Annotated in this window: 12 protein-coding genes; 10 read left to right on the forward strand and 2 right to left on the reverse strand. The window is 43.5% G+C overall.

The window, feature by feature from the left end; all coding sequences use genetic code 11:
* The first annotated feature begins 358 nt into the window (after nt 1–358).
* The 8 genes from AC1RRY_RS19685 to AC1RRY_RS19720 all read left to right on the forward strand — a co-directional run bounded on the left by AC1RRY_RS19685 (nt 359) and on the right by AC1RRY_RS19720 (nt 8,580).
* Nucleotides 359–1,657, forward strand: a complete 1,299-nt coding sequence (locus AC1RRY_RS19685; RefSeq protein ID WP_492821388.1) for a Gfo/Idh/MocA family protein — start codon at nt 359–361, stop codon at nt 1,655–1,657.
* Nucleotides 1,658–1,803: 146 nt separating this feature from the next.
* A complete protein-coding gene (locus tag AC1RRY_RS19690) occupies nt 1,804–3,042 on the forward strand; it encodes an MFS transporter (protein WP_492821386.1) in 1,239 nt (412 codons plus the stop codon).
* A 336-nt stretch (nt 3,043–3,378) separates the two neighbouring features.
* Nucleotides 3,379–3,924, forward strand: a complete 546-nt coding sequence (locus AC1RRY_RS19695) for an RNA polymerase sigma factor (RefSeq protein WP_492823118.1) — start codon at nt 3,379–3,381, stop codon at nt 3,922–3,924.
* The gene (locus AC1RRY_RS19700) at nt 3,899–4,735 is read left to right on the forward strand and encodes a zf-HC2 domain-containing protein (RefSeq protein ID WP_492821384.1); all 837 of its coding nucleotides are present in this window, start codon (nt 3,899–3,901) and stop codon (nt 4,733–4,735) included. The genes AC1RRY_RS19695 and AC1RRY_RS19700 overlap by 26 nt, the downstream gene beginning before the upstream one ends.
* A gap of 26 nt (nt 4,736–4,761) precedes the next feature.
* Nucleotides 4,762–5,628 (forward strand): DUF4097 family beta strand repeat-containing protein, encoded by an 867-nt coding sequence (locus AC1RRY_RS19705; RefSeq protein WP_492821382.1) that lies wholly within the window; start codon nt 4,762–4,764, stop codon nt 5,626–5,628.
* 3 nt (nt 5,629–5,631) lie between these two features.
* Nucleotides 5,632–6,468 (forward strand): DUF4097 family beta strand repeat-containing protein, encoded by an 837-nt coding sequence (locus tag AC1RRY_RS19710; protein WP_492821380.1) that lies wholly within the window; start codon nt 5,632–5,634, stop codon nt 6,466–6,468.
* A 154-nt stretch (nt 6,469–6,622) separates the two neighbouring features.
* A complete protein-coding gene (locus AC1RRY_RS19715; protein WP_492821378.1) occupies nt 6,623–8,035 on the forward strand; it encodes a serine hydrolase in 1,413 nt (470 codons plus the stop codon).
* Between the two features lie 62 nt (nt 8,036–8,097).
* Nucleotides 8,098–8,580 carry a CAP domain-containing protein gene (locus AC1RRY_RS19720; protein WP_492821376.1) on the forward strand — a complete coding sequence of 161 codons (483 nt, stop codon included), beginning with the start codon at nt 8,098–8,100 and terminating at the stop codon, nt 8,578–8,580.
* 234 nt (nt 8,581–8,814) lie between these two features.
* On the opposite strand, the gene AC1RRY_RS19725 is transcribed toward AC1RRY_RS19720, so the two are convergent.
* Together AC1RRY_RS19725 and AC1RRY_RS19730 are read right to left on the reverse strand one after the other, a co-directional pair.
* The gene (locus tag AC1RRY_RS19725; RefSeq protein ID WP_492821374.1) at nt 8,815–9,768 is read right to left on the reverse strand and encodes an aldo/keto reductase; all 954 of its coding nucleotides are present in this window, start codon (nt 9,766–9,768) and stop codon (nt 8,815–8,817) included.
* A gap of 159 nt (nt 9,769–9,927) precedes the next feature.
* Nucleotides 9,928–12,381, reverse strand: a complete 2,454-nt coding sequence (locus AC1RRY_RS19730) for a glutaminase family protein (RefSeq protein WP_492821372.1) — start codon at nt 12,379–12,381, stop codon at nt 9,928–9,930.
* 282 nt (nt 12,382–12,663) lie between these two features.
* On the opposite strand from AC1RRY_RS19730, the gene AC1RRY_RS19735 reads away from it, so the two are divergent.
* Both AC1RRY_RS19735 and AC1RRY_RS19740 read left to right on the forward strand, forming a co-directional pair.
* Nucleotides 12,664–13,041: a hypothetical protein gene (locus AC1RRY_RS19735; RefSeq protein ID WP_492821370.1), complete on the forward strand. Its 378-nt coding sequence runs from the start codon at nt 12,664–12,666 to the stop codon at nt 13,039–13,041.
* A 97-nt stretch (nt 13,042–13,138) separates the two neighbouring features.
* Nucleotides 13,139–13,528, forward strand: a complete 390-nt coding sequence (locus AC1RRY_RS19740; RefSeq protein WP_492821368.1) for a hypothetical protein — start codon at nt 13,139–13,141, stop codon at nt 13,526–13,528.
* Nucleotides 13,529–13,694 lie beyond the last annotated feature (166 nt).

Below are 13,694 nucleotides of genomic sequence, written 5' to 3' on the forward strand. Positions count from 1 at the left end.
AAGAATTAGTGAATTAGCGAATGAAGAATTGTCGATTGCAGATTGTCGAATGGCGATGGTTCGATTTCTATGATTTCACAGCGCTTAATTCAGAGAATATGCTAATCAGGCTCACTGACTAAAGTCAGTGACTAATGAAACAAAGGAATATTTTCATATGTATGCCGACTTAAGTCGGCGCAGCGAGTAAATAACCTTTGTTTAAATAGACGCCGAATTTATTCGGTGAAACGTATAAAATCAGTTCAATTACAGTTCATGAGAAAATATTCACTAATTCACCATTCGCTAATTCGCCATTAATTAATCACTAACTCACTAAATATTAAAATCTTTCAACCTTTAATACATAAATACTATGAAAAAATTTACGAGACGCGACATGCTCAAAACGGCCTTACCGGGGTCTTTGGCTGTTATGTCTATTCCGACCTTGATCCCGTCGACGGCTTTCGGAGCAAATGACAGGCTAAGGGTAGCAGTAATAGGAGTAAATGGTCGTGGGAAAGACCACATCGCCGGATTAATGAAGTTGGATAATGTAGAAGTGGCTACTCTCTGCGATGTCGACAAGGTAGTACTAGGCGAAAGAGCCTCCGATTTCGAAAAAAAATATGCAAAGAAAGTACACACCGAGCAGGATTTACGCAAAGTGTATGAAGATAAGTCTATCGATGCCGTAAGCATTGCCACACCCAACCACTGGCATGCGCTGGCGGCTATATGGGCGTGTCAGGCAGGTAAAGATGTGTATGTTGAAAAACCGGCCTGTCATAACCTGTTCGAGGGTCGCAAGCTGGTAGAAGCAGCCACTAAGTATAATCGCATCGTGCAACATGGTGTGCAGCTCCGCAGTTCGGTAGCCATGCAGGAAGCCATTCAGCATTTAAGAAGCGGATTGATTGGTAAAGTATACATGGCACGTGGAACGGTTTATAAATGGCGCCCTGATATAGGAAACCTGGGTCCGTCGGCTGTTCCGCAGGGTCTTGACTGGGATCTATGGCAAGGCCCGGCACAAGCCCGCGAATTCAGCAAAAACTATGTGCATTATAACTGGCATTGGTTCTGGGATTACGGCAATGGCGACATCGGCAACCAGGGCGTACACGAAACCGACCTTGCCATGTGGGGACTGGATGTAGGCTTGCCGGAAGTCATTACTTCATCGGGTGGTAAGTACCTTTGGAACGATTGTAAAGAAACACCGGAAGTGCTGACTTCGACCTATCAGTATCCGAAAGAAGGAAAAATAATAGAATTTGAAGTACGCCCCTGGATGACCAACAAAGAAGACGGCGTAGAAGTAGGCAATATTTTTTATGGCGACAAAGGCTATATGGTTATCAACGGGTATAACGATTACAAGACTTATCTGGGTCGTAACCGTGAACCGGGCCCTGCCCGCAATGCAGGCGGCGACCACTACAAAAACTTTGTAGATGCCGTAAGAGCCAGAAACAAAGCATTGCTGAACGGTCCGATTGAAACCGGACACTTGGCGGCAAGCATTGCGCACCTGGGTAATATTGCATATCGCTTGGGCAGAACGTTGAAATTTGACCCTAAAACGGAGACATTCCCGGGCGACAAAGATGCTAATGCGATGCTAACCCGTAAATACCGTGCACCATATACCGTGCCGAATAAGGTGTAAACAACCCCAGCCCCTCTCCCCATTGTTGGGAAGAGGGGCTTTTCTGGTTCCCTCCCCATTGTTGGGGCGACCCACGTAGGGAGGGCTAGGGTGGGGTAAAACTACCAAACCCACTACGAACCAATTCAACCCTAAAAAAACTATTCATGACACATTCCAATACTGACGGACAAAATACGCTTAAGCAACTCTTGCAATTGCCCGTACTGGTGGCTGCTTTGGGCTATTTGGTAGATATGTATGACCTCTTTCTTTTCAACGTAGTGCGTGTTCCCAGCCTGAAGGAATTAGGTTTTGAGGGCGAACAATTATTTGAAGAAGGAGCCTCACTACTCAATATTCAGATGGCCGGAATGCTCATCGGTGGTATTCTATGGGGTATAATGGGTGATAAACGAGGCCGTTTGTCGGTATTGTTCGGGTCTATTATTATTTACTCTCTGGCCAATATCGCCAATGGTATGGTCACTACTATTCCTCAGTATGCTGCTTGCCGTTTCATTGCCGGGATAGGTCTGGCCGGTGAACTGGGCGCCGGAGTAACGCTGGTAACGGAGATTCTTCCCAAACGAATACGCGGTTATGGTACTACCATTGTGGCTACTCTCGGGCTGGTCGGAGCCATTGGTGCCTATTTTGTGGCCGAATTGTTCGAATGGCGCATTTCTTATTACGTTGGCGGAGGTATGGGTTTACTTCTGTTAGTAATGCGTATCAATATCTTTGAGTCGAAGATATTTACCGATGTGAAACACAAGCATGTAAAACGTGGGAATCTGCTGATGCTCTTCAATAACAAAACCCGTTTTGTCAAATACCTGATGTCGATTCTGGTAGGTTTGCCCATCTGGTTTGTAGTGGGTATTCTTATTACCTTTTCGCCCGAATTTGCCAAAGCAGCCGGTATTGTTGAGCCGATTAATGCAGGCAAAGCCGTGATGCTTACCTTTACCGGACAGGTATTTGGCGATATTGCCAGTGGTTTCCTGAGCCAGTATCTGCAAAGCCGCAAAAAAGTGATTCTGTTGTTTATTCTGATGTCGCTGGGCTTTGTGCTTGTGTATTTGCTGGTGCCCGCAAGCAGCAGTTATACATTTTATATGATATGCGCCTTTTTAGGTTTTTGTAATGGTTACTGGACACTCTTCATCACCATTGCTGCCGAATTATTCGGTACCAATCTGCGTGCTACAGTGGCTACTACTGTACCGAATTTTGTGCGTGGTGCTACTATTCCGCTATTGGCGCTTTTCAAATTTCTGAAACCTGATATGGGCATCATGACAGCCGCCCTGATTATCGGGGTTAGTACTTCGGCCATCGCCCTGATTGCCCTCTGGAACATCGACGAAACCTTTCACAAGGATATGGATTATGTAGAATAATGTATTCGCCTTCTCGTAGAGCCGCATTGCATGCGGCTCATGGGTTTGTCTGTTCTATAAAAACATTTTAGAGAATTATAATAACGATATAAATTCTTAGATAGCTTTATTCGTCAATAAGCCACAATGCATTGTGGCTCTACCCTGAAATACAGTGTTTTTTCCGAAAATACAATACGCAATTCCCTTACTATCAGTTATTTATAAATAACTCACTATAATTCTCTGTTTTTTTTCTAAATTTCCTGTAACCTTTCTGTAACGGTGGGGTTTCCACTACGAATTTGATAACAATAATACATTATTACACGTGTGAATACACAAGATAACCTACTGATGCTCCAGGTAAAGGCGGGCGACCTCGATAAGATGGGTTTGCTCTTTGAGCGATATCATCGCCCTTTGTACGGGTTTTTGTATCACATGACCAGTGATAAACAAACAAGTGAAGACCTGGTGCAGAATGTATTTTATCGGATGCTTAAATACAGACACACGTTTACCGCTGAAGGCGAGTTTCATACATGGATGTATCATCTGGCACGTAATGTGATCAATGATTCATACAGGCAGAACAAACATTCGCAGCAACATTATGATGTAGAAAACTATGCTGAAAGAATAGGCGGCGGTGCAACAGCTGATGAAGAACTGGAGAAAAAACAGGAGGCTGAAACATTGCAAAGGGCTATTGACAAACTAAGCCCCGAACACAGAGAAGTACTGATTATGAGCAGGTATCAGGAATTGAAGTATGAAGAAATCGCCTCGATTCTGAATACAACCGAAGGAGCGATAAAAGTGCGCGTACACCGTGCCATGAATGAATTAAAAAAACATTATTTAAAAATTGAAAATGGAAGCAAAGCTCATGAATTGTGAAAACGCAGGTGATTTGATGCTCGACTGGCTGAATAACCAGATGCCGGCAGCAGAAAGGGCAGCTTTTGAAATCCACTTAAACGAGTGCCCCGATTGCCAGAAAGAACTACAGGCCACCCGGGAACTATGGGTGGCTATGGGAAATGTGTCGGTACCTAAACCAAGTGATAACCTGCCGATACAGTTTTATACCATGCTCGAAACCTTCAAAGCTGCCGAGCAGAAAAAAGTGCAGAAAACGGCGTTCTGGGATAACCTCCGGTTTAACATTGAAGCGCTGTTTACACCGAAGAATCTTTTCAGGTTATCGTATAGCTTGTGCGTGCTTTTTGTGGGACTGGCAGGTGGTTACTGGCTCAACGACCGCCGTACGCCTGACTATAAAGAACAAATTGAGGTGCTTTCTGATCAGGTGCAGGATATGAACCAGAAAGTAATGCTCTCGCTACTGCAAAACTCTTCGGCTACCGAGCGCCTTCGTGCCGTAAGTTACACCAAAGAGATTGTTGCCGTTGACGATCAGGTGGTTGAAGCCTTGCTGAGCACGCTTAACAACGACGCCAACGTAAACGTACGTCTGGTAACACTGGAAGCGCTTGTACAACTGGCCGATAACCCCAAAGTAAGAGAGGGGCTGGTACACTCAATACTGAAACAGGATACCCCATTGGTACAGGCTGCTCTGGCCGATGTGATGGTGCAACTGGAAGAAAAACGCTCTATCAAGCCGCTGCAACGATTGCTGGAACAAGAAGATGTGGACATCATCGTGAAAACCAAAATCAAAGAGACCATCAAGGCTTTGTCTTAAAAAAAAATACCTCAACATACAAAATTATGAAACTATCGGTTATCCTACTTTTAGCAGGAGTGGTGCTTGCTTGTGCCCCTGCTACCGCGCAGAAGCTCGAATTCAAAGAGCATATCAGCAAACAGTTTGAGCTGAAAAAACCTGCCAACCAGACCGTTCTGGCAGTGCGTAATATAGACGGCTTTATTAAGGTCGAAAGTTACTCCGGCACCAAAGTGCTTATCGAAATTGACAAGACTATTTCGGGCAAAACCCAGCAGATTGTCGACGAAGGCAAAGAAGAGTTTAAGCTGGAATTTGAAGAAACCGGCGACAGCATACTGGTGTACATAAGCGAACCTTATTATACCAGACCTCACGACGAAAGGAGAAACCACGGCTGGAACCGCAGAATTGAGTACCGCAGTAACCTGAATTTCACTATCAAGGTACCTGCAGCCATTAATCTGCTTGTGTCGACTGTTAATAATGGCGAAATCGACGTGAAAGACGTAGGCGGCAGCATTAAGGCCAATAACGTGAACGGGGGTATCAGTCTTTTAAATGCCAGAGGCGCTACAGATGTGCACACTATTAATGGCGATGTAACGATCAATTATCTGGCGAGCCCTCCTGAGAAATCGTCATACTACACCCTCAATGGTAATATCAGGGTTACGTATCCGGCTTCTTTTTCAGCCGATCTGCAGTTCAAGAGTTTCAATGGGGCGTTCTATACCGATTTCCCCGACACCGAGCTGTTAGCGCCGGAGGTTGTAAAAAATATTGAGCACAAAGATGATAAAACTGTCTATAAGCTCGACAAGAAGTCTTCTATCCGAATCGGAAACGGAGGTAAAAAATTTAAGTTCGAAACGTTCAACGGAAACATTTATATTAAAAAACAATCGTAAAAAATGAAAAATTACAAAGCAATTTTCGCAATCATGGCGCTGATGTCGGTTATTACATTCAATACAGTGTCAGCACAGAATGAAATCAAAGAGCAATTGGTGGTACCTTTAACCGACCCTTCAAAACCGGGCTCATTAAAGGTGGGATTAGTGCACGGCTCTATCAAAGTAATCGGTTATGCGGGCAAAGAAGTAGTGATTGACGCCGAAACCAATGTTAATATCAACAATAACAGAAAAGAAAGAGTAGACGAGTCCAATCAGGGCATGAAGAGAATCACCCCGCGCGGAGGATTGGAGATTTCTGCCGAAGAAAAAAACAACAAAGTAGAAATATCGGCTCAGAGCATCCGCACACCTGTTAATCTGACTATCAAAGTGCCGCAACAATTCTCTCTGAAAGTAAGCACAGTTAATAACGGTGAAATCAAAATTGAGAATGTATCAGGCGAGCTGGAAGTAACCAACGTAAACGGTGGTATCGTGCTGAGCAACATTACAGGCTCTGCAGTAGCCAATACAGTAAACGGACAGATATTTGCCAACTTCAAAAGCGTTGTTGATGCACCCATGGCCTTTACAACACTCAACGGCAATGTAGACGTTACTTTTCCTGCCACTGCGAAATTTAACGTAAAGGTGAAGTCAGACCGTGGTGAGATATACAGTGATTTTGACATTGACGTAGACAAAACAGCTCCTAAATCTACCAAGTCCTCACAAAACGGTATGTATAAAGTGAACATTGAAGACTGGATTCAGGGCAAAGTAAATGGCGGCGGCAGCGAGATTATGATGAAAAACATGCACGGCAACATCTACCTCCGCAAAGCCAAATAATATAGTTCTTATACAAAATTATGAAAATACAATCCCTCCGGTTCTATTTCCGGAGGGACTATTACAAAAGATTTTTATTGGTTTATGTCTGCACAACTTATCTTATTTTAAGAGTATCAATACCCGCAAGCCTGTAGATTTGTTTCTTTTAAAAATGAAAAAGCTATACTTTACTATCACTGCCCTTATAACTTTTCTATTTACTGCTACTGCCCAGAGCAAATCAACCCGGATAGATAAACTTTTCTCAACTATTTATAAAGACGGGCAGTTTTCCGGAGCGGTGCTGGTAGCAGAACACGACAGAATTATTTATGAAAAAGGCTTTGGCTATGCCGACCGCGCCACCAAAGAACCTTTCACTGTCAATACTCCAAGCTATATCGGCTCACTTACGAAGCAGTTTGTAGGCATGGGAATCATGATTCTGCAAGAACAGGGCAAGCTTAACTATCAACAACCCATACGTACTTATTTTCCCGAATTACCGGAGTGCATGCAGCCTGTTACCATCAATCATTTAATGCACCATACTTCAGGACTGGCGTTGTTTGGCGATTATCCGGATATGACCGAGCAAAATGTGTTTGACATTCTGCTGCAACAAAAAAGCCTTCGCTTTATCCCCGGCGAAAAGTTTGAATATTGCAATGCCGGTTATACCTTATTGGGATTGCTCATTCAAAAAGTATCCAACCAAAGTCTGAATGATTTCCTTACAGAAAACATATTCCGCCCTGTGGGTATGAACCACACCTATGTCAATAGCCCCTTACTCAGAAGCCGGAAAAGAGCAATTGGCTATTATGTTTTCGGTGATACTTATGATTACGATACTTTTATTGGGGGAGCGGGATCTGTGGTATCAACCGTGAATGACCTTTACACATGGGATAAAGCTTTGTATGGAGAAAAGCTGGTATCGAAAGCTACTCTGGAAAAAGCATTTGAAGGCGGCTCGCTGGATATAACCAACGATGTGTATGGTACACAAAGCTATGGTTTTGGCTGGTTTCTGTCTGGAAAAGCCAACAAAAGGATTATTCAGCATGATGGTGGTTTTGGGGGATTCCGCGCTTACATTGAGCGCCAACCCGAACAGAAAAATTCGATTATCTATATCAGCAATGTAAGGCATTCTTTAAAAGACGATATCCGCACGGCCATTAACCAGATTCTGGAGGATAAAACCTACACAATCCCGAAATCATCATGGGCCAATAAACTGATGGAGCAGGCCACCAACATAGGCATGGAAAAAGCCATTGCATGGTATCATAAGGAAAAATCTACCAAAGCGGCAGAAAGATACTATTTCAGTGAAAATGAGTTCAACTCACTGGGATATTACCTGATGCGCAACAACCGTCTGCCCGATGCCATCCTGTTTTTTGCTTTGAATACGGAAGAAAACCCTAAGTCGGCCAATGCTTTCGACAGTCTGGCAGAAGCCTATATGAATGCAGGTAAAAAAGAACAGGCCATCAAACATTATAAGAAGTCGCTGGAGTTGAACCCACTCAATGGCAATGCCCGTGAGATGATTGAAAAACTGAACCGACCTTAACCTGTATACTTCAAACAATATTTGCCCGGGTTAAAAGCGTTAATGCTACAAAAACCGGTAAAATGAAAAGTATGTTATTCTTTTGTCTGGCGGGTGTGCTTTGGATAAGCTGCCGGACGTTGGTCCCTGCACAACTAAACACCTCTGACAATGACCTTGAACGTATGCAGCAAGCAGTTAATAGTGAAGTAAACGCTTACCGAGCTACCAAACGATTGAAACCCCTACAAATGGTACCCATTATTACTGATGAAGCCTTTAAGCATAGCCGGAATATGGCCAGAGGCAGGGTCGATTTCGGGCATGATGGTTTTAGTAAACGCACAAAGAGAATCATGAAGCAAATAGAAAACGCCAATGCCAGCGCCGAAAACGTAGCATACGGACAGCTTTCAGCAAAGGAAGTAGTCAGTAAATGGATAGATAGCCCGGGGCATCGTAAAAACATAGAAGGCAATTATAACCTCACGGGTGTGGGTATTGCCAGAGGCCGAGACGGATATCTCTATTTTACACAGATATTTATTAATCAGCGGGGGATATAAACAAGATATGATTACGGGTAGTGTAGGATAAATATGTCATCCCTACGGGATTTTCAATCTTTTGAGAATATTAAATTCTACTGATATACCATCCCTAAAGGGATTTAGATAACCTGCTGTTAACACTTTCCAGCCCTGTAGGGGCGATATATCTGTAGATAATTTTGGAAATCAATTACTTCTGAGTCCTGTAGGGACGATATATTAATAATTCATGTCGGATGATAAAAAGTGTCACTCATCCCAAAGATTACCGATTGTATAATCGGTTCCTTCCAGACACCAGAAGTCACCTTTAATGTAACGATAGTGCTGGTCAAGTGCACTCATTTTATCCATCTGTTCGGCTGAAAGCGTAATATCTGCCGCCGCCAGATTTTCTCTCAACCGATGCTCGTTAACCGATTTGGGTATTACCGAAGTGCCCCGATTCACGGCCCAAGCCAGCATTACCTGCGCAGGTGTGCAGGTTTTTTCCTGTGCAATGGCTAGTATTGTTTCGTTTTCGAATAGCTTAGGCTCATTTGGCGATATCCGACTGGCCGGACGATCAGCAGAACCAAGCGGGCAAAAGCCTGTGAGCGCTATATTGTTTTGTCTGGCAAAATCTAGCAATGGTTTTTGTTGCAGAAACGGCTGTAGTTCAACCTGTAATGCTTCGGGCAATACACCGGTTTCGTCTCTCAATTGATTAATTTTCTTAATGCTGAAATTAGATACACCTATGTGCCGGCTAAGACCTTTTTCCTTCATATCAATCATGGCCTGCCAGGTTTCAGTTAATGGCAAGTCGTTCAGGCTTATCATTTCGTCAGCCTTCTGAGGGTAATTCACAGCATGCACCAAAGCCACGGGCCAATGGATAAGATATAAATCGAGGTAATCCAGTTGTAGAAGTGCTAACGATTTTTCAATGGCCGGTTGTACGTCTTCCATGCGATGGCGGTTGTTCCAAAGTTTGGTAGTAACCCATAAATCTTCGCGTTTTACCTCATTGTTTTTAAATGCATCGGCAAAGGCTTGTCCTATTTCACTTTCGTTGTCATAAATAAAAGCGCAGTCAAAATGCCTGTAGCCAATCTCCAGTGCGGTTCTGATGGTTCTATAAATTTCTCCCTTCGCCGACTTCCAGGTACCTAAACCCAAAGCTGGCATCAAATCGCCGTTACCAAATGTAAGATATTTCATGAGCTGAACAGTATAATAGAATTTACGCGAAAATAGGCAAAATTGAACGATAGACGCGTATCAATTGTGTTAAAATTACAGTTACATTGCACACCACAAATTTGCGGATAGCATAAAACGCGGAAGACAAGGCAATGCCCTGTCTTCCGCATTCATTATTTATTTACCTTTCAATTTATTTTCCAATACTTTCATAAAATACCCACCTACTACACTTCTTGCCTGAAAACCCACCATCTTTCCGGTGGTAGTTTCGTGCCAGTCGCTGATTGGTACTCTACTTTGAGTTTGTGTCGCGTAGGTATACAAAGGTGCTGTAAGCGCATCAAAATCCTGTTTTTTATCTGCAAGTACTGATGTCCATATTATCCAGTCAGACTTCGTGTAAGTCTTGCGGCTATCCAGCGGCAAGCCATAGGCATTTTGTTTGGTGAGGTAATAGGCTATTTCTTTGGTGTAAACCTCTTTCGGGAACAGGTTCATTTTCAGAAGTTTATCCCACACCAGGTTGTACTTCTGGCTCCAGGTGCCTTTATCATTGAATGTCAACGAGTAGTGGTCGCCATCGGCAGCCATTACCATCCAATTTTTAGCCATTTCTTTTGTAATGGCTCTGTATTTTTCAGCTGTTTGTTTTTCGCCCAATTGCTCGGCCATTTGTACATAACCGCCCAGAGCCACAATGGCTTTCATTGATAAGTTAGCGTTACGAGCCAGGTGACCGGCGAAATCATCCGTGCACAACTGTAGTGCCGGGTCAAACCCTTCTTTACTCAGGTAATCTGCCCATATTGAAAGGGTCTTCCAGTGTTTTTTAGCATAAAGTGCATTACCTTCAACTTTGGAGATTGCCGCAGTCAGGATAATCATATTACCACATTCTTCCACTGGCATATCTTCGCCGTAGGTTTGTCCATTAGCCAGTGGGTACGTGCCGAGGTCGTGTGCCGCAAAAGGTTTTGTCCATTTTCCACTTTCGCTATAGTAGAAAATGCCATTCAGCATGCCTTTCAGCAGATCAGGGTTATAAGTCAGAAACAAAGGCGCTGAAGGATAGGTTACGTCAACCGTATTAATAGATCCATTACTGAAATTCTCTTTCGATAGGAACAGTATCTCTCCTGCCGGACTTTTAACCAGCTTATGCGCCGCAATGCTCTGGCGATAGGCCAGTTCACACAAGCGTGCATATTGTTCTCCTCCGGCTTTCAGGGCATCGTTATAAATGCGGGCATTGAGTGCCTTACATTTACTGATTACCGCCTGATAATTAACCCAGGCCTGTTGCAATTGGCCTTCAATGGTAGCACCTTTGGCCAGTTTCCACCACGGCGACAGATTCGTTTGGAAATACTGAACAGACTGGATGTCGTCATACCCAATCAGAAACACCTGTTCCTTGCCTGCGCTACCCACCTTGCCCGCGTTTACGAGCGTGTTTAGCAGCAGATTCTTACCACCCAGGTTGTTATTGGCTGTCAGGCTGAACACATCGCTTAACTCATTGCTTTTAGTGATTGATTGCACCGCATTGCCCGATTTCGGAACAGCTACATACATATATCCCCAGTCAATCCGTACGTCGTCGCCTTTTTGTTTCAATATTGGCTGAGCAGTGGTTCCGGCTTTCAGAATAGACAGGCCGTTGGCCGTATACTGCTGTGCCTGTACTTGCTGAGCAGGGGTATTGACAGCGATATCGGTAGATGCCCCCAGATATAAACGCACGTTGTGCAACAGATTATCGGTGGCTTTCATACGGGCGCTTACGTAAGAAACCGGGCGCGCCAGCGTATTTAAATCATTGATTAATAGCGGAGACGTAAACGTAAGCGTGAGGTCAACCTTTCCGCAAGTGAATTCGTAAATGGTTTGCGTGGCATTAATAGTGACCTTTTTCTGCTCGGCAACAAAAAGTTTCGGATTGGGTTTCTCAACTATTCTTTCCACAATGCCGGCATCCAGCATGGCTCCACCTCTGTTATTGGTTACATGCACGGCCAACAGGTTGCTGCCTACTTGTAGTTTGCTTTTAACGGCCTCACTGAGTGGGATATAAATGTATTTATGTGTCCAGCCTTTTACGCTATATACTGCCTCGCCGTTGATATACACTTCCACGTCATCATCATGGTTGAGTTTCAGATAAAGCGCATCAGAGTTGCGGTCTTTCAGCGTAAAAGTTCTTCTGGTCCAGATATCGCGCGTTTTCCATTCGGTTTTACTTATGCTCATATTATCTCCGAACGGAGCTACACCTTTTTTCCAGTCAGAATCATTGAAAGATGTACTCGTCCAATTAGCCCCCGGGTCTTTTTCAGTATAAAGCGCTTCGTAGTTTACTTCGTCTCCTGCCGGAACGATGGTTTCGTAAGCATCGCCTTTTTGGCCCAGGAAACGATACTGGTTGCCGTCTACCTCAATTACGCCTATCAGCGAATGGTTGGCGCCTGTCCAGTGTTTGGTTGGAGAAGCCGTGAGTTCGTCGGTAGTTGACCAGATACTAAAATAAGGGTCATGAGTAATCAACGGATAAGCCGGGGCTTTGCGGGTTTGTGCTGTAAGAAGCTGGAAGTTTAATAATAGGAATATACCAAGAAGTACCGTTCTCATGTTTTGTTGTTTAAATAACAGATGAATAGATTGGTGGCAATTTAGGGAAATTCCGGTGTTTATTGACAATGAATACAGGTTTTTTGTAGAGCCGCAATGCATTGCGGCTTATGATAGAATGCGTTTACTTTTCTGAATGGATAGATCAACGGAGGCGCATGGCCATGCGCCTCTACGAGTGGTAATCATCAACAATTGTTCATTCATGAAATGACGCAATAAATAAAAAATATCTCCCGATTCTAATCGTTATATTTTATATTTGCCACAAATGTAATATCCTTGAGAAAAGCAATTGCCATATTACTCCTCTTTTCAGTAATGGTTCGCCCTTTTACTCAGGCATATTATCTAATCGACTACCAACTCCGGCAGGATTTCATCGCCAAAACGCTTTGTATCAACAAAGCAAAGCCTCAGCTCAATTGTAACGGTAAGTGTTATCTGGCCAAGCGTATTAAAGCCGCCGAAGACCGCGAAACCCAGGCACAGCACAATATTCTTGAAAAATATGAATTACCAACCCTGATATGCGAAGAACTCTCAAGTATGCATTTTCAGTGGGCGGTTGTTGATAATACCTCAGCTTCACATCAGTATACCAATCATTACGCCGATTCGTTTACGGCGCATATCTTCCATCCACCTTGCTGGGTATAAGCTTTTTTTCCGGTTTAAATACGTAGTGTAATCGCGGCATGGTTATGTTGTGTTTGCACAGGCATGTAATCTTTTCATTCATATAAGTAATTTTCGGTTGAAACACACGAAGCAAATAGGAACAATCCTGCTTTGTGGCCTGCTGTTTATGCGGGTCATGGTGGCACCTGTTATCTTTTTGCAGTATGAGTTCAACAAAGAGTATATCATACAGAATTACTGCGTAAACAAGAATCGCCCGCAACTGCATTGCGACGGTAAATGCTATCTGGCCAAAAAATTGAAAGCTGCTGAGCAGAGCGAAGAAAACCAGTCTAAAATTCAGGTTTTTAAGTTATTGGTTGAGGTTTATCAGGAAACCAATCTCGACTTCGAACCGCTTTTTCCGAACGGTCACTTCCATGCTCTTTCGAATTTTATCTACGGTAATACTTATCAATACGACATTCTTTTTTCATTATTGAGACCACCACAGGGTGTGAATTAGTGAATATTTCCCTTGAGCTTTGATTGCGCTGATTCTCTTTCTTAATAACAGCGAATGAATTCGCTGGCTATTTAAACAAAGGTCTATTTACATTTTAGTTACCGACTTAAGTCGGTAATAGTCAGTAATATTCCTTTGTTTAAATAGACTACGACGGCATACCGTT

It is taken from the genome of Emticicia sp. GW821-FHT11C11, from assembly GCF_058808615.1.